Source organism: Streptomyces sp. NPDC051173 (assembly GCF_040689515.1).
In the GTDB taxonomy this organism is placed as follows: Bacteria; Actinomycetota; Actinomycetes; order Streptomycetales; family Streptomycetaceae; genus Streptomyces.
The window spans coordinates 1-16563 of sequence record NZ_JBFBBD010000030.1 but is presented as its reverse complement, the minus strand read 5'-3'; the positions used below and the strand labels follow the sequence as shown (position 1 = coordinate 16563).

The 16563-nt window shown below is 73.2% G+C and carries 15 protein-coding genes; 4 read left to right on the top strand and 11 right to left on the bottom strand.

The window, feature by feature from the left end:
* Together AB0435_RS17815 and AB0435_RS17810 are read left to right on the top strand one after the other, a co-directional pair.
* Positions 1-1020 (top strand): ATP-binding cassette domain-containing protein, encoded by a 1020-nt coding sequence (locus tag AB0435_RS17815; RefSeq protein ID WP_366004720.1) that lies wholly within the window; start codon positions 1-3, stop codon positions 1018-1020.
* Positions 1017-1679 (top strand): methionine ABC transporter permease, encoded by a 663-nt coding sequence (locus AB0435_RS17810; RefSeq protein WP_366004721.1) that lies wholly within the window; start codon positions 1017-1019, stop codon positions 1677-1679. The genes AB0435_RS17815 and AB0435_RS17810 overlap by 4 nt, the downstream gene beginning before the upstream one ends.
* Before the next feature lie 49 nt (positions 1680-1728).
* On the opposite strand, the gene AB0435_RS17805 is transcribed toward AB0435_RS17810, so the two are convergent.
* Complete coding sequence (locus tag AB0435_RS17805; protein ID WP_366427383.1) at positions 1729-2757, bottom strand: terpene synthase family protein; 1029 nt, start codon at positions 2755-2757, stop codon at positions 1729-1731.
* A 690-nt stretch (positions 2758-3447) separates the two neighbouring features.
* Positions 3448-3762, bottom strand: a complete 315-nt coding sequence (locus tag AB0435_RS17800; RefSeq protein ID WP_366004723.1) for a hypothetical protein — start codon at positions 3760-3762, stop codon at positions 3448-3450.
* 224 nt (positions 3763-3986) lie between these two features.
* On the opposite strand from AB0435_RS17800, the gene AB0435_RS17795 reads away from it, so the two are divergent.
* A complete protein-coding gene (locus tag AB0435_RS17795; protein ID WP_366427382.1) occupies positions 3987-4430 on the top strand; it encodes an NUDIX domain-containing protein in 444 nt (147 codons plus the stop codon).
* A gap of 247 nt (positions 4431-4677) precedes the next feature.
* Here the strand turns inward: AB0435_RS17795 and AB0435_RS17790 are convergent, their stop codons facing one another.
* The 8 genes from AB0435_RS17790 to AB0435_RS17755 are packed head-to-tail and all read right to left on the bottom strand — an operon-like array spanning position 4678 to position 13403.
* Positions 4678-6231 carry a GMC family oxidoreductase N-terminal domain-containing protein gene (locus AB0435_RS17790; RefSeq protein ID WP_366004725.1) on the bottom strand — a complete coding sequence of 518 codons (1554 nt, stop codon included), beginning with the start codon at positions 6229-6231 and terminating at the stop codon, positions 4678-4680.
* Between the two features lie 2 nt (positions 6232-6233).
* Positions 6234-6632, bottom strand: coding sequence for a VOC family protein (locus AB0435_RS17785; protein WP_366427381.1), 399 nt, complete (start codon positions 6630-6632; stop codon positions 6234-6236).
* Positions 6629-8230 (bottom strand): MFS transporter, encoded by a 1602-nt coding sequence (locus tag AB0435_RS17780; protein WP_366427380.1) that lies wholly within the window; start codon positions 8228-8230, stop codon positions 6629-6631. The genes AB0435_RS17785 and AB0435_RS17780 overlap by 4 nt, the downstream gene beginning before the upstream one ends.
* A 30-nt stretch (positions 8231-8260) precedes the next feature.
* Positions 8261-9241: a hypothetical protein gene (locus AB0435_RS17775; RefSeq protein ID WP_366427379.1), complete on the bottom strand. Its 981-nt coding sequence runs from the start codon at positions 9239-9241 to the stop codon at positions 8261-8263.
* The gene (locus AB0435_RS17770) at positions 9238-10089 is read right to left on the bottom strand and encodes an alpha/beta hydrolase (RefSeq protein WP_366427378.1); all 852 of its coding nucleotides are present in this window, start codon (positions 10087-10089) and stop codon (positions 9238-9240) included. Before AB0435_RS17770 ends, AB0435_RS17775 begins: the two co-directional genes overlap by 4 nt.
* A complete protein-coding gene (locus AB0435_RS17765; protein ID WP_366004730.1) occupies positions 10082-11230 on the bottom strand; it encodes an SDR family oxidoreductase in 1149 nt (382 codons plus the stop codon). Before AB0435_RS17765 ends, AB0435_RS17770 begins: the two co-directional genes overlap by 8 nt.
* On the bottom strand, positions 11227-11784 hold the full coding sequence (locus AB0435_RS17760) for an acyl carrier protein (protein ID WP_366004731.1): 558 nt from the start codon (positions 11782-11784) through the stop codon (positions 11227-11229). The genes AB0435_RS17765 and AB0435_RS17760 overlap by 4 nt, the downstream gene beginning before the upstream one ends.
* Positions 11781-13403, bottom strand: a complete 1623-nt coding sequence (locus tag AB0435_RS17755; RefSeq protein WP_366004732.1) for an AMP-binding protein — start codon at positions 13401-13403, stop codon at positions 11781-11783. Before AB0435_RS17755 ends, AB0435_RS17760 begins: the two co-directional genes overlap by 4 nt.
* Before the next feature lie 401 nt (positions 13404-13804).
* On the opposite strand from AB0435_RS17755, the gene AB0435_RS17750 reads away from it, so the two are divergent.
* Entirely contained in the window at positions 13805-16096 is a 2292-nt protein-coding gene (locus tag AB0435_RS17750) for a transcriptional regulator (protein ID WP_366427377.1), read from the top strand.
* A 207-nt stretch (positions 16097-16303) separates the two neighbouring features.
* Here the strand turns inward: AB0435_RS17750 and AB0435_RS17745 are convergent, their stop codons facing one another.
* Positions 16304-16465, bottom strand: a complete 162-nt coding sequence (locus AB0435_RS17745) for a hypothetical protein (protein ID WP_366427376.1) — start codon at positions 16463-16465, stop codon at positions 16304-16306.
* Positions 16466-16563: the final 98 nt, after the last annotated feature.

The window sequence follows — 16563 nt, the reverse complement described above, 5'->3', positions numbered from 1 at the left end:
ATGATCGAACTCCGTGGCGTCAGCAAGGTCTTCCCCGCCCGCGAGGGCAGGCGGGAGTCCGGATTCCGGGCCGTCGACGAGGTGTCCCTGACCATCCGCGCGGGCAGCGTCTTCGGCATCGTCGGCCACAGCGGCGCGGGCAAGAGCACCCTGCTGCGCCTGATCAACCACCTGGAGGTGCCCACCTCCGGCACGGTGCTCATCGACGGCCAGGACCTCGGCGCGCTGGGCGAGCGACGGCGCCGGGCCGTCCGGCGGTCCATCGGGATGGTCTTCCAGCAGTTCAACCTGTTCCGCTCGCGCACGGTCCTCGGCAACGTCGCCTATCCGCTGAAACTGTCGGGGCTGCCGCGCGCCGAGGTCCGTGCGCGCGCCGAGGAGGCCCTGCGGTTCGTGGGGCTGGCGGAGCACGCGCGCCGCTATCCGGAGCGGCTCTCCGGCGGCCAGCGTCAGCGCGTCGGCATCGCCCGCGCCCTCGCCACCTCCCCCAAGGTGCTGCTCTGCGACGAGGCGACCTCCGCGCTCGACCCGCAGACCACGGGCGAGGTGCTGGCCCTGCTCCGGCGGGTCAACAGCGAGCTCGGGATCACCATCGTGCTGATCACCCATGAGATGGACGTGGTGCGCGGCATCTGCGACGAGGTGGCCGTCATGGCGGACGGCCGGGTCGTGGAGAGCGGCGGTGTCTACGACGTCTTCTCCCGGCCCCGGCACCCCGTCACCTCCTCCTTCGTCCGCTCGGCGCTGCACGACGTGCCCGAGGACGCGATCCTGGAACGGCTGCGCACCCGGCACACCGGCCGGCTCGTCACCCTGCCGGTCTCCGCCGACGCCGCGGGCACGCACGAGTGGTCCCGGCTGCTGCGCCGGTACGAGCTGGACTTCTCCGTCGCCCACGCCGGGGTCGCCGAGGTGCAGGACCGCCCGCTGGGCAGTGTGACGCTCGAACTGCGCGGTCCGGACGACGCGATCGACGCCTTCCTCACCGAACTGGCCGCGGCCGGAAAGGCCGCCGCGTGAACGTCGACTGGAGCAGATTCTGGGTCAAGGTGGTCGACGCCACCGGCGAGACGGTCTACATGGTGCTGGTCACCCTGGGCCTGTCCGCGCTGCTCGGCCTGGCCGTCGGCATCGTCCTCCACGCCACCCGCAAGGGCGGCATCCTGCAGAACCGGCTGGTCTTCGCGGTGCTCAACGCGCTGATCAATGTGATCCGCCCGGTGCCCTTCATCATCGCCATCGTGGCGCTGTCACCGGTGACCCGCGGCGTGGTGGGCACGATGATCGGCACCGAGGCGGCGATCTTCCCGATGGTGCTCGTGGCGACGTTCGGGGTGGCCCGGATCGTGGAGAGCAATCTGCTGTCCGTCGAGCCCGGGGTGGTCGAGGCCGCGCGGTCGATGGGTGCGGGCCCCTGGCGGATCATCCTCACCGTGCTGATCCCGGAGGCACTCGGACCGCTGATCCTGGGCTTCACCTTCATGCTGGTCGCGCTGATCGACTTCTCGGCGGTGGCCGGGACCGTGGGCGGCGGCGGGGTGGGCAACCTCGCCATGACGTACGGCTATCTGCGCTTCGACACCTCGGTGATGGTGGTGACGGTGGCAGTCCTGATCGTGCTGGTGCAGATCGCCCAGCTGCTGGGCAATCTGCTGGCCCGCAAGGTGCTGCGCCGCTGACGGCCGGGCGGCGCCCCGGGCGGCGGCACTCCGCCGCCCGGGGCGCCGCTCAGTCGACGGTCTGGGCTATGACGTCCTCGATCCGGGGGGAGCGGATGACGTGCAGGACGCCCACGTCGCTGTAACGGGCGCTGATGTTGCTCCAGTGGTAATTCCCGCGCATGCAGGCGCGGTTGGTGTCCAGGAAGCGGTGGGTGTTCTCGCGCTCCTCCCCCGAGAAGCCGAAGGCGTCGCACAGCCGGTCGGCCTCGTCGACGAGCTGCTGGAAGCGGCGGGTGCGCCGGCGCACCATCTCCTGGAGCCGGGCGACGGCCTCGTCCTGTGAGCAGGAGTGCTCCCTGCTCAGCAGCAGGGCCGCGTTGTTCGGGTCGCCGTTCGCCTGGTCCTTCTCCAGCGAGTGGAGGTCGTTGGTGAGCGTGACGACCTCGGCGGTGATGTCGCGGGCCTCCAGCATGCACATGCTCTGGTGGATCTCCGGCGGTGCCTCGAAGTGCCCGCAGCGCTCGGAGATGTCGAGGACGACCTGGCTGCCGATCCCGTCACGGCGCAGCTTCATGTACGAGTCCATGCCGAGCGCGGTGCCGCTCTTGCGGTTGACGGCCTCCGAGACGTAGGTCAGGAAGTACTCCTCCCAGTGCCGGACGGTGCGTGCCCGCCAGGCGGCCGACATCCCCTGCTGGGCCCGGGTCCACAGGCTCGACCACAGGCGGGCCAGCGGGAAGGTCGGCACGACGGCGGGCTTGCCGAAGCCGGAGCCCTGCCGCGCGAGGGCCGCCATCTCGTGGCAGATCTCGTACGTGGCCGCGGGGTTGTGGCCCAGGGCGCCGTCGAAGAGGTCGTCGAAAAAGAAGAGGAAGCTCTGCACCGCGAGGCCGAAGGTCAGCTCCCGCTCGGAGACGTCGGGCAGGAAGCCCGCCGCGAGCAGGGCGATGTTCCATGACCGGTAGCGCTCGATGTTCTGCTGGCTGCTGAGCAGACCAGCCGATATCAGCCATCGCTCGTTGCGATCGGCCACGGCGTCCACCCGTGGATTCGTCTTGGTGGGGAACGGTATGTCCAGTGCGATGTCCTGTGGCATCTGGGGCCGGCCTCCTTCGGGCCATTCCGAGCCGAACTCGACGTGGCGGTACGGGGTGCTCGGACCGGGCGAAGCCCGTCCTGGTCTGCGGTGGGTGCTCCTCGGCGGAGCGGAGGCCGGCTCTCCGGCGGATCGGCACGGAGAAGGCAGGGATACGCCCGCACGCGTTCCCTCGCGGCGCGGTGCCCGCGCCGTGTCCCCCTGGACGGTCGCTCCCAGGCTGGATCACTGCCCCCTCCCTCGTCCCCCGTGGCGGGCCGTGCGTCCAGGCCCCGTCTCCTCTCCCCTGGCGGGCCTGGCAAGAAGGTGCCCTCTAGACGCGAGCGTAAAAACGAAAACCATACATTCGATAGAGGTATTGAGGCACACGGCGCACTCGGTCCGTGCTGCATAGGCAAACGGCTTTGTCCGTGCGCCACGCGCCCCCTGATGCGGCTCAGCTGCGATGCGGTGACAATAGCGCCGTGATCCGGACGCCCCGGGGAAGGCGTACCGTGAACGTACGACAGGGTCTGGTGAGCCACCGGCGACACGCCCGGCACTCGGGAACGCAACAGCGCCAGTGGGCGGCGGTACGGACCTGACTACGCGCCCAACGGCATATGGTGACGGCATATCGGAGTGACCGGATTCCGTACCCTGGCACGGCAGTCGGACCCCCTCATCGGGGAGCGGCGCGCGGCCGTTCGCTCACCTGCCCGAACCGCACACCGCCTCGGCGCCATCGCTGACGGCATGCACGTCGCGCGCTCCGTCCTCGAAGGCGCCGTCCCCCGGAAGGGCCAGGGCGAGTAGGCCCAGCAGCCCGCCGAAGAAGAGGAAGACGGCCGCGTCGGGCCAGCTGTCCACCAGCGCGCCGGACAGCGCCGCGCCGAGCGGTGGCGTGGCCACTGCGGAGCCCGGGCCGCCGAGGTGGGCGAGGCCGTACAGCAGCCCCGTCCGAGCGGTGAACAGGCCTGGGGAGGGCAGGAGTTCGGTGTCGAGCCCGGCCCCGGATCCGGTCACGCGCCAGGATGAGGCGCGGATGGTCGCGGTGCCACAGGTGCTCGTGCAGGGCGATGCCGATGCCCGCGCTCCCAGTGGCCGGTCGCGCCCGCGCGCCCGAGCCGCACGACATCATGGCCACCGGCCCCACGTGGCCGGGGACGGACGCGGTGATGACATCATCGGCGTGCGGTTCGCGCCGGCCGTCGAGGGGCCCGCGCCCGTCACCCCGCACGAGGAGCAGCATGGACGTCGAACAGCGCCCCGCCGGCACGGCCCCGGCGGGCAGGCTGATCGAGAAGGTCGCGTGGATCCGGCTGGAGAACGGCCGGGTGCTCACGGCCCGTACGCACGACAGGCCCGCCTTCTACCTCCCCGGCGGCAAGCCGGAGGCCGGGGAGAGCCGGGAGGAGGCCCTGGTACGGGAGATCACGGAGGAGCTCGGCGTCACGCTGGACCCCGCGACGATCGCGCACGCGGTCACCGTCGAGGCCGCGGCCGACGGCAAGGCGGCCGGTACGGTCGTGCGGATGGTCTGCTTCACGGCCGAGGGGACGGGCGCCCCGGTGCCGGACGGCGAGATCGCCGAGGTGGCGTGGCTGGGCCCCGAGGACCGCGACCGGGTCAGCGCCGCCACGGCCATGGTCCTGGACGAACTGGTGGCCACGGGCCTGCTGCCGCGCGCGTGACGGCGCGGCGGGCCTGTCCGGCGGATCTTGTGGTCGGTGCTGTGGGTGGTCGTCGTCCGCACCACCGCTGCGCGGCGGTGTCCTCAAGCGCTCCGGGTGTGCAGATTGTGACTGGAGTGGCACTCGACCACCTCAGAACACTGCAATAAACAGACACACCGGAGGAAGGAGGGATCAAGCCGTCTGCATTCGGCCTGGCGTACGCCTGGTCAGGAGGTTTCCGTCGGACCAGGGGCCGGGCGCGGCCTCAGCCGCGGATGAGGTCGGCGGCCCGTTCCGCGATCATGATGGTCGGGGCGTTGGTGTTGCCCCGGGGGATCACGGGCATGACCGAGGCGTCGCACACCCGTAGCCCGTCCACCCCGGTCACTCGGAGCGCCGCGTCGACCACCGTGCCCATCGCGCAGGTGCCGACCGGGTGGTAGAGGGTCTCCGCGCGGGCGCGCGTCCACCGCTCCAGCGCCCCGCGGTCCGTGGCCGGGAGGGCGTACAGGGCGGCGAAGTGGCCGGACAGCGGCCGGGTGTTGCCGATCTCGATGACCAGTTCCAGGCCGTCGACGAGGCGTGCGAGGTCGGTGGGCCCGGTGCCGTAGCACGGATCGATCACGGGGGCGGCCGCCGGGTCGGCGGAGCGGAGCGTGATCCTCCCCCGGCTCGTGGGCGTCAGCAGGGACACCCCGATCGTGAACCCGGGGCACGGCGGCGGCGTCAGGCCGTGGTTGTCGAAGAGCACGGGGGCGGCGTGCAGTTGCAGGTGCGGCGGGGCACCCCCGGCGGCGACGAACGCGCCCGCCTCGACCACGTGCGACGCCAGCGGGCCACGGCGCCCGGCCGCATAACGCAGCACGTTCACCGGGCCGAGGGCCGATTCCATGGTGCGGACGCCGCGCACCTCCCAGCCCGCGCCGATGGTCAGGTGGTCCTGGAGGTTACGGCCGACCTGCGGGCTGTCGGACACGACGGCGATGCCCAGCGCGGTGAGCTCGGCGGCGGGGCCGATGCCGGAGAGCAGGAGCAGCCGGGGCGAGCCGATCGCGCCGGCCGCCAGGATCACCTCGCGGCGGGCGCGGAACTCCGCTTCCCGGCCGTCGAGTTCGGCGCTCACCCCGACCGCCCGGCCGCGCTCGACGAGGACGCGCCGCACGGTCGCCCGGGTGCGCACCGTCAGATTGCGGCGCCGTGCGGCGGGCCGGAGGAAGGCGCTCGCGGTGCCGGCGCGGCGGCCGCGCCGGACGGTGGCCTGGTAGAAGCCGACGCCGTCCTGCCGGGCGCCGTTGAAGTCGGGGTTCGCGGGCAGTCCCGCCGCTCGGGCCGCCGCGTGGAACGCCTCGCTGAGCGGGTGCCGGTGGCGGAGGTCGGAGACGGCGAGCGGGCCGCCGGTGCCGTGGTGGGCGTCGGCGCCGCGCGCGTTGTGCTCCGAGCGCCGGAAGTACGGGAGGACGTCGTCGTAGCCCCAGCCGTCCAGGCCCCGGTCGCGCCAGCCGTCGTAGTCGGCGGCGTTCCCCCGGACGTACACCATGGCGTTGATCGAGGAGCCGCCACCGAGGACCTTGCCCGCGGGCCAGTACAGCTCCCGGCCGTCGAGCGCGTGCTGGGCGCGGGTGCGGTGGTCCCAGTCGACCTCGGTGCGGAAGAGCGTGGAGAAGGCGGCGGGCACGGATATCGCGCGGACGGCGTCGTCGCGTCCGGCCTCCAGGAGCAGGACGCTCGTGCCGGGGTCGGCGCTGAGCCTGGCGGCGAGGACACAGCCGGCGGACCCGGCGCCGACGATCACGTAGTCGTGGTCCGCCTGGTCGCCCACGCTCACTCCCGGTCGTGATGGCAGACGGCTTCGAGGAGGAAGCCGTGGGGGTCGGTCCAGAACGTGGCGTAGTAGGGCGGCGGGTATTCGGGGAACTCCCTTGGAGCGTGGACGAGTTCACCGCCCGCGGCGACCACGGCCGCGGCGACCTCCCTGACCCGGGTGCGGGTGGGGACCATGAAGGCGAGGTGCTGGAGGCCGGTGCGGTGGCGGGAGTGGGCGCCGGGCTCCGCGCTCTCGTAGAGGAAGAGGTAGGTGCCGCGCTTGCCGTCCGCGGGCCGGTAGGCGTGCTGTGTCGCGTCGCCGAAATAGGTCTCGAAGTCCAGCAGGGGCACGATGCGGTCGTAGTACGCGACGGCGGCCCGCAGGTCGGGGACGTTGAGGCCCAGGTGTCCGATCACGCGGTGCCGCCCTTCCCCGGGGTGTGCGCCTGGCGGGGCATGGCGACCAGCACCAGCACGGCCGCGACGAGGTTGCAGACGGCGGCGACGCCGATGGCCGTCTGGATGCTGTCCGCGAGGGCCCGGCCCGCCGGTTCCAGGATCGCCGTGCGCGCCGCGGGCGGTAGCCCGGAGACGTCGGGACGGCCGCCCGAGGAGAGCCGCTCGACGACGCGGGCGCGTTCGCCGTCCGGGAGCGCGAGGTGGGCCAGCGCGCCGGGCAGCTTGTCGCGGAAGTGCTGGATGACGACGGTGCCCAGGACGGCGACGCCCAGGACCCCGCCGATCTGCCGGGAGGTCTGGACGGCCCCGGCGCCCATGCCCGCCCGGTTCTCCATGACCGCGGCGAGCACCGCGATCGTCCCGGGCGTGACGGCCAGCGTCGTGCCGAAGCCGATGAGGACGAACGGGCCGGTGTACTCCAGGAATCCGTCGTCCATCGGCACCCGGGTCAGGGCGAGCAGGCCCAGCGCGGAGACGGCGCAGCCCGCGGCGAGCGGGAGCCGGGCGCCGTAGCGGCCGGTCACCCACCCGGCGACGGGCGCGGCCACGGCGGTCGCCGCGGTCAGCGGGAGGAAGCGCAGCCCGGTGTCGTACGCGGAGAGCCCCTCGAAGGACTGGAAGTGGACCGAGAGGAACAGCAGGACGCCGAACATGCCGAAGAAGGTGACCATGCCCGCGAGGTTGGGCAGGGTGAAGGCCCGGTCGCGGAAGAGGGTCATCGGCAGGACGGGGGCGCGGGTGCGCAGCTCCCAGCCCGCGAAGCCGGCGAGGAGCACCGCCGCGAGGGCGAGCACGCCGAGGACGGCGGCGGAGGTCCAGCCCCAGTCGTCGGCCTGGATGAGGCCGAGGGTCAGGGAGCCGACGCCCGCGGAGAAGAGCACCATGCCGGTCGTGTCGATGCGGCGTCCGGCGTGGCCGCGGCCCGTGGTGATGAACCGCAGGGCGGCGAGCGCGGCGAGGAGCCCGATCGGCACGTTGACCCAGAACACGCTGGCCCAGCCGAAGTGGGTCACGAGGAGGCCGCCGACCAGCGGGCCGCCGGCCAGCCCGAGGCTGCCGACGCCGGACCAGATGCCCACCGCGGCGGCCCGCACCCGCGGGGTGCCGCCCTGCGCGGTGATCAGGGACAGCGAGATCGGCATGATCACCGCGCCGCAGGCGCCCTGGAGTCCGCGGGCGGCGAGGAGGAAGCCGATGTCCGGCGCCACGGCGCAGAGCGCCGACGCGGCGGTGAATCCCAGGATGCCCACGAGGAACACCCGTTTATGGCCGAACACGTCACCGATGTCACCGGCCACGAGCATCAGGCAGGCGAACGTCAAGGTGTAGGCGTTGACGACCCATTGGAGGCCGGTGAAGGTCGTGCCGAGGGAGTCCTGGATGTCGGGCAGCGCGACGTTGACGATGGTCGTGTCGAGCCAGACCATGAACAGCCCGGTGCAGAGGATGACGAGCACCGGTGCCATGGACCGCAGCGTCACTGTGTCCCCGGCGGCCCCGACGGCCCCTACACCCTCCGGCACGCGCGGCCGCCGCAGCCTCTCCGCCTCCGTCATGTCTCTCCACGCCTCCTCGGCCCCGGGGGCCTACCGGCTCACAGCTGAGATCCGACAGTCCAGGTCGGCCGGTGCGGTACGGCACCGGTGGGCGAACAGTTGCTCCCCGGGCGGGGCGGCGCTGGCCACGAGGCGGTCGGGGCGCGAGCCCGCGAAGGTCTCGGGGGCGACGGCGTCCGGTCCGAACAGGGTGCGTGCGAGGTGGTGATGGGCGACGTCGACGCTCTTCCACTGCCCGTCGTCGTCCCGGACGTCGAGCCAGGTGTGGTCGCAGACCTCCGGCCCCACGAGCCAGCCGGTGCGGCCACGGACCTCGTATCCCGCGGCGGTCAGCCGCCGCGCGAGCGAGAGCGTACCACTGACGCAGTCGACCAGCCCCCGTTCCGCCATCCACGCGGCGTCGGCGCGGACGGCGGCCGGCATGCGGACGTAGCGCAGCGGCCGGGCGAGTTCGTCGGCGGTCTCGGCGCGGAGCCGCGGGCCCACCAGACGCGCGTGTACGCCGCGGGTCCGCACCCGGTGGCTCAGGGTGTGGACGGCCTCGGGGCCGGACCAGCGCCGGGGCCCGGCGCCGGCGGCGGGGGTGTCGTACGGGACCGGTGGCCAGGCCCGCCAGTGCCCCTCCCCCTCGTGACGTAGGCAGGTCAGGGTGGTCCGCAGTTCCCATGCGCGCGTGCGTGACCAGTGCCGGGGGTCCTGCCGGGTGAAGCGCAGGGCCAGCGACAGGGCCACCTCGGGTACGGAGACGCGCGATCCGGAGTGGACGGCGAGGTTGAACAGGTCGCGGCTGTCGTAGCGTTCCCCGTCGGGCGCGGGCCGCGCGGGCAGGCCCCCGGCGGTGAGCCGCGCCCACACCGGGGGCGGGCAGCGCAGCAGGTGGCGGGCCGTGGCCGCGTCCAGCTCGGGCCGGGCGTGGGCGGCGGGCACGGGCACGAAGCCGTCGAGGGCCGCCTGCCAGCCCGCCTCCGTGCCGGCGGCGTCGCTCATGTCCTCGCTCATGTCCTCGCTCATGTCCTCGCCACGAAGCGGCCCACGACGGTCTCGAACTCCTCGGTCGCCTCGATGAACGGCATGTGGCCCGCGCCCTCGATGACGTGGCCGGTGGCGTCGGGGATCAGGGCCGTGGCGTCCTTCAGGGTGGTGCGGGACCACAGGTGGTCGCCGTCCCCGATCAGCAGCAGGACGGGCCGGGTGATCCGCGCGAGCAGGGCGGGGTCGCCGGACGCCTGGCGGAGTTCGGTCACGCACACGCGCACCTGCGCCTCGGAGTTGAGGGCGAGGAAGTGTTCGCGCAGCGCGAGGTAGGTGGCGCGGCCGCCGCGTTCGATGGCCTTGTCGGTGAAGACCAGCGGATAGAGGTAGTCGAAGACGCCCGCGGCGTGCGTGGTGTCCAGGCGCTGGAGCCAGTCCTTGGCCATGAGCCGCATGCGCAGCGGGCCGTACGGCGAGAAGGCGGGGCCGGTGAGGACCATGCCGCGGACGCGTTCGGGGTGGCGGAGGGCGAAGTCGCGGCAGATCAGGGTGGAGGCGGAGGTGCCGATCAGGTGGACGGCGTCGTGGCCGAGGTGGTCGAGGAGGTCGCGCAGGTCCCCCACGTGGTCGTCGAAGTGGTGTGCGCCGGGGCCGGGGCTGGAGACTCCCTGGTTGCGCAGGTCGTAGGTGACGACGGTGTGGTCGCGGACGAGGCGTGAGGTGAAGTTCCGCCAGGCGGGGGCGACGATGAAGAAGTTGTTGAGGCAGACGACGGGCGGGCCGCTGCCGACGCTCTCGTAGTACAGCTCGGCGCCGGTGGCCGTGGCGCAGCGGCCCTGGCCGCGGTAGCGCAGGTCGAGGGTGGCGGGGTCGGCGAAGTCAAACACGGGCGGCCGCCTTGCGCAGGGCGCGGACCTGTTCGGCGGCGCCGTCCTTGAGGTAGCGGGTGATGTACGCGCCGACGCGGGCGGGGCCGAGCGGGACGGTGAGGAGGTCCGCGCAGTGCCGCCGGGCCCTGGACGCGTCGAAGACCTTGTCCTGGCGCATGTAGGCGCCCTGGAAGTCGAGGCCCTTGTTGAACGCCTCGTCGATGGAGTTCAGTTCGGCCCGGTCGCGGACCCAGCGCGGCGCGCGGATACCGAGGGCGCCGGTCAGGGCGGTGAGGGCCTCGCCGAGGCGGGTGGGTTCGCTGTTGGTCAGGTGGTAGATCCCGCCGGGCGCCCCCACGGCGCCGAGGCGCACCGCCGCCGCGGCCACGGCGTCGACGGGCACGAGGTTGCCGCGTGTGTCGGGGTCGCCGAGGATCGCCACGGGGTAATGGTCGAGGTAGTTGCCGAGCCGGGGCTCGATCAGGGCGCGGAACGCGGTCAGTTCGTCGACGAAGCTGTAGAGGCCGAAGGTGGTGGGCGCGGCGAGGGTCCCGCTGTGGCCGATGACGATGCCGGGGCGCAGGATGCGCACGGTCTCGACCGGCACCCCGGCCACCAGGGCCTCGGCGGCCATCTTGGAGCTCTCGTACGCGTTGTTGGCGCGGCAGCCGGCGGGGACGGGGGCCTCGGTCAGCAGTCCGGTGCGGTCGCCCACCACATAGGCGGTGCTCACCAGGTCGAAGGTGTGGGCGCCGAGCCGTACGGCCAGTTCTGCGGCGTTGCGGGTGCCGGTCACGTTGTGCAGGTCGATCTCCGCGCGGTCGCGGTCGCGGAACTTCAGGGAGGCGGCGGCGTGCCACACCTCGCCCGCCGCCGGGGGCAGCAGGGCGTCGGGTATGCCGCAGCCGGGGGCGGTCACGTCGCCGGGCAGCACCCGGCAGCGGGTGGCGATCAGCCCGGCGACGTCGTCCATGCCGTAGTCGGCGGCCATGCGGGCGAGCAGCCGGGGGACCCGGCGGGCGGCGGGTTCGTGCCGGCTGTCGCGGGCCAGGCACAGGATGTCGGCGTCGGTGCGGCGCAGCAGTTCGAGGACGATCGCGCCGCCGACGAGGCCGGTGGCGCCGGTGACGAGGGCGGGTGGTGCGCCGGACGGCGTCATGGAGCGTGCTCCCTGTGGGCGGGCCGGCCGGTGGCCGGTGGTGCGGTGCGGTCGTCGATGTGGCGGGCGAGCGCCGTGAGGGTGGCGAAGGTCTGGGGAGAGGTGTCCTCGTCCCAGGTGAACGCGAATTCGGTCTCGATGCGGACGAGGAAGTCCACCAGGACCATGGAGGGGAGCCCGAGCTCGCGCAGGGGTGCTGCCGGGTCGATGCGCGTGGTGTCGAGCGGCTCCGGGCCGACGCGGGCGAGCAGGAGGACGAGCCGGCCGAGGGTGTCCGCGGGCGGTGCCGCGCTCAGCCTGCGGTAGAGCTCCTGGACGTCGGCGACGGTGAGGAGGGTGGTGAACTCCTCGAAGGCGTGGCCTTCCCCGGCCTCGCCGATGTCCTCGCCGATCCGGGCCGCGAGCGCGACCCTGGCCAGCGAGTCGAGGCCCAGGTCCTCGCGCAGGCGGGCCGAGGGCACGACGGCGGCACGGTCCGCCCAGGGCGGCAGGGTCTCGGTGATCAGGGCGACGGCCCGTGCCGCGGGGTCGTCCTCGGGTGTCCGCCGGGTCATGGCGCCTCTCCCGTCCTGGGTGCGGGTGTCGTCGCGGGGAGCTGCGCCGGGGTGAACAGGCGGTTCCCGAAGTGGGCGGCGATCGCGGCCCGGTCCGGCTTGAGGGTGCGGGTCAGCAGCCCGTTGACGGCGGTGAACGCCTCCTCCGTGCAGAACAGACGGGCGATCCGGGCCGGTTCGGGCAGGCCGCGGTTGAGGTCCTCGACGGTGCGGTCGAGCCGGGTGCGCACGCTGTCGTCGGCCGGGTCCGACAGGGAGACGACCGCGGTCACCACATGGGCGTGCTCGCCGCCCAGCAGTACGGCGTGCGCGACCCCCGGCAGTCCGGCGAGGGCGCGCTCGGCCGGTTCGGGCTGGAGCTTGTAGCCGGACCGCGTGATGATGACGGCCTTCTTGCGCCCGGTGAGGTGCAGGTACGGCCCGTCGAAGTGGCCGAGGTCGCCCGTGCCGGTCCAGCCGTCGGGGCGGTGGACGTCGTCATCGCCGTGCTCACCGTAATAACCCACGCTGCGGGGCGGGTCGAAGCGGACGAGTATCTCGCCGTCCTCGGCGGTCCTGACGGTGCCGGGGAGCAGCGGCCGGCCCACGGAGCCGTGCCGGGTGCGGCCCGGAAGGTTCCAGGAGATGACGCCCACCTCGGTCATTCCGTAGAACTCGTGCAGCGCGAAGCCGAGTTGTTCCATGAGCCGCAGGGTGGCCACCCGGGCCGGTGCCGAGCCGGTGAGCAGCAGCCGCGCCCGGCCGCCCAACTGGGCGTGCGCGTCGGCGAAGAGCCGTCGGCGCACGCGCTGCCGGACGCCGCGCAGGGGGATCAGCCCGGTCAGCCGCCGCAGCCGGCCGGCCCGGCGTCGCTCGGCGGGGGGCAGGGCCAGGTGGCGGTTCTCGACGGTCTCGAAGAAGGCCGGGGGGCCGACGACGACGGTGGGCGCCATCGCCTTGAGTGCCGGGTGCAGTCGGGGCACGTCCGCGAGCCGGATGTCGAAGCCGCGCCAGACGGCGAGGTAGACCATGAGCCGCTGCGGGAAGGCGGTGAGCGGCAGGACCACGAAGATGGCGTCGCTCGCGTCCAGGCGCAGCTGGACGGCGTACTCCTCCAGGGTCGCGACGGTGCCGGGCGCGCTCATCATGACGCACTTGGGCCGGCCGCTGGAGCCGGAGGAGAACACCAGCGTGAAGACGTCGGGCCCGGGGACTTCACGGGCGCGGCCGGGTGCGACGACGGCGGCGCCCGGGTCGTCCAGCGGCGCGGTCCAGGGCAGGCCGGGAGCGCGCCGGGTGTATTCGCTCCGCGACATCAGCAGCAGCCCGAGGCCGTACGCGGCGCGGAGTTCCTCCGGCGGGGTGTCGTGGTGGGTCTCGACGGGCAGGGCGACGGAGACGGCCCGCAGCCGGATCAGCGCAAGGTCGGCGACGATCCACTCGTAGCTGTTCGTGCCGAGGATGCCGACGTGCGTCCCGGCGACGACGCCGGCGCGCTCCAGCGCGGCGCAGGCGGCGAGGACGTCGTCGTGGACCCGGGCGTAGGAGTGGCGGACGATTTCACGCCCCCGGTAGCACCACAATTCCCGCCCGGGATATTCGGCGAGGCGATCGACCAGCGTATGGAATTCGGAATTCACATTTCCGTCGTACGCTCCGGGCGGCTGCCCCTTACGGCCCGGAACGCGCATGGACGATCCCCCCGTCGACACCGCTGGTCCATGACCACTGGACCCAGTCGACTTTAGGAGCGCACCGTCTACGCGACGTCTACGGGGCGTCCGCCGGGAGCGGGCCGATACACCTGCCGTGCCGGTCAGGGAGTTGCTACTCTCACGTAAGCGCTCCCCGACACGCGGTGACCCCCGATCCGGCTCCGGTGCGAGTCCTTGCTTGATCGCCAAATGGCCGGTTCCCCGCCTCATCCGGAGTGCCCTCGAACTGACTACAATCCGCGCGACCGAAGCGTCGCCCGGAGTCGGCAGATCCCATCGGTGGCCCGCTGCCGGTCCGGCGTCAACCTCTGCATCCCGGGGGAACCGTGAAATTTCGAGTCTTGGGATATCTGGAGATCCGTACCGCTGACGATCACGTTCTCGATATCACACAGCCCCAGCAGCGCGCCCTGCTCAGCATCCTGCTGCTCCACGCCAACCGCCCCGTGCCCAAGCACCGGCTGACCGACCTGATCTGGGGGCCCGGTCCCCCCGCTTCGGCCTGCGGCATGCTGCGTACGTATCTGTGGAAGGCGCGGAGCCTCTTCGACGACCCGGGCCGGCTGCGGACCCACCCCAGCGGCTACGCGCTCCACGTGGAGCCGGGCGAGCTCGACCTGCACGACTTCCGCCGTCTCGTCGACGTCGGCGAGCAGTTGCTCGACGACGATCCGCACACCGCGTCGCTCCTCCTCCAGCAGGCGCTGGCCCTGTGGCAGGAGCCCGTCCTCGGCGACCTGCCCCCCACGGCCGCGATGGAGGCCGAGGCCATTCATCTGATGGACCGCCGACGGCTCGCCGAACGCTCGCTCGTGTGGGCGGAGTTGGCGCTCGGACGGCATCACGAGATCGTGCCCCGGCTGCGGGCCATGGCCGCCGCCGACCCCTTGGACGAACACGCCTGGGCCCAGCTGATGCTCGCGCTCTACCGCAGCGGCCGCCAGGCGGACGCCTTGATGACCTATACCCAGGTCCGTACGCTGCTCGCCGACGAGTGCGGGGTCGACCCCGGGCCCGAACTGCGCCGGCTCCACCAGCGGATCCTCGACGAGGACGACACCCTGAGCCATCGCGGCGCCGAGCCGGCCGAGCCGGAGCGCCCCCGGCCGAGCGAACCGGCCCCGGCACCCCACCAACTCCCTCCGGACATACCCGACTTCACCGGGCGCGAGGCAGAGACGGCCCGGCTGGTCATGCTCCTCGACGCGGCCGGGACCGCCGCCGCGCCGCCCGTCGTCCTGGTGTGCGGCCAGCCCGGCGTGGGCAAGACGGCGCTGGCCGTGCACGCCGCACACCAGCTGCGCCACCGCTTCCCCGACGGCCAGCTCCACGTGCAGCTCGGGGCCACCTCCGACAGCCCGAAGGGCGTTCACGACGCGCTCGGCGAGCTGCTGCGCTCACTGGGCGTCGCGTGTGGGGCCGTGCCCGACTCCACCGACGAACGGGCGGCGCTGCTCCGTACGCGCCTGTCGGGCCGGCGCGTCCTGATCGTCGCCGACGACGCCGCGGGCCCGACGCAAGCGCGGCGGCTGCTGCCGGGCATGGCGGGCTCCGCGCTCCTGCTGACGAGCCGGATGCGGCTCGCCGCCCCGCCGGGCGCGACCCTGGTCGGCCTCGAACCGCTCTCCCCCACCGACTCCCTGCTGATGCTGGAGCGCATGATCGGACGGCGGCGGGTCGTCGCCGAACCCGACGCGGCGGGCCGGGTGGCCGCCGCGTGCGCGGAACTCCCGCTCGCGCTGCGGATCGCCGGGATGCGGCTGGCCGCGCGGCCCAACTGGCCGCTGAGCACCTTCGCGGAGATCATCGGCGACCGGCACAGCCGCCTCGACGTGCTGGAGGCGGACGACGTGGGCGTACGGGCCCGGCTCGCCCCGAGCTGCGCCGCCCTGGACCCGCGCGCCCGGCGCGCGATGCGGCTCCTCGCCCACGGTGAGCTCGACGACTTCGCGTCCTGGGTCGTCGGGGTCCTGCTCGGCGGGCCGTACGCCGACACCGTGGTCGGCACCCTGGTCGACCACTGTCTGCTCACCCCGGTCGGCGTCGACGCGACCGGCGAGCCGCGCTACCGGCTGCCGGAGCTGCTGCGGCTGTACGCGGCGGCGAGCCCGGATGGGGGCGCCGGTGGCATCACTCCTGAGGAGGCCGACGCCGTGCGCGAACGCCTGCTGGACGCCTGGCTGTTGCTGGCCCGTGTCGCCGACCGCGGGCTGGCCCGCCCGCCCCGCCTGCCGCCCGCCGACGACGCCCGGGGCGACCGGGCCGACGCCGTCGCCGCCGTCATACCCGGCCGGGTGGCCACCCGGATCACGGTGGACGCCTCGGCGTGGTTCGCGGCGGAGTACGCGAACCTGCGGCGCGTCATCGACCGCGAGTGCCCCGCCCGGCCCGGCACGGCCGCCAGGCTCGCGGACCGCCAGTTCACCTGGCAGCACCAGCACGGCCTGCTCGACGACGCCGAACGGACCTGGCGGCGCATCGCGCAGTGCGCGGCGCTGCTGGGGCAGGAGGCGACGGTGTCGCACGCGCGGTACCGACTGGCGTGCGTGTCCGCTGCGCGGGGCGGGGGGAGGGTGGGGGTGCCGTGCGTGGTGGGGCGCGGGGGTGAGGGGCGGTAGCCGGGTGCGGGTGGCTGGCTCCCCCAGCTACCGCTGGGAGGTGCCCCCAGCGGCGGGCTTGTTCCCCTACCCGCCCCTTCCCGGCTGCGTCTGATGTGCGGCTCCGCCGCGTGGGGGGCACGCCCCCAGACCCCCAACCACGCTTCGCGCGGTGTCCTCAAACTCCCCCAGGGAACTGTTCACCTCCTAGTACTACAGCCGGTGGTTTCACGGTGAGTGAGCGCGGCCTGTCCGGGTGCGGTAGTGGCTGGCGCGGGCCCGGCTTTGGTGGCGGGTGCGCCAGCGGTGCCAGTGCAGGGCGAGCCAGGTCCGGGCGGTGCGGGCGGGGGCGAGGACGATCCGGTCGTACAGGCGGCGGATCTCGTTCACGGTCGGGGGGAGGGTTCCGTCGGTTGGGCGGATATGCGCCGGCTCCGGACGGCGACCAGGAAGGCCATGGCGAGCATGCGCACGGTGGTATTCCGGTA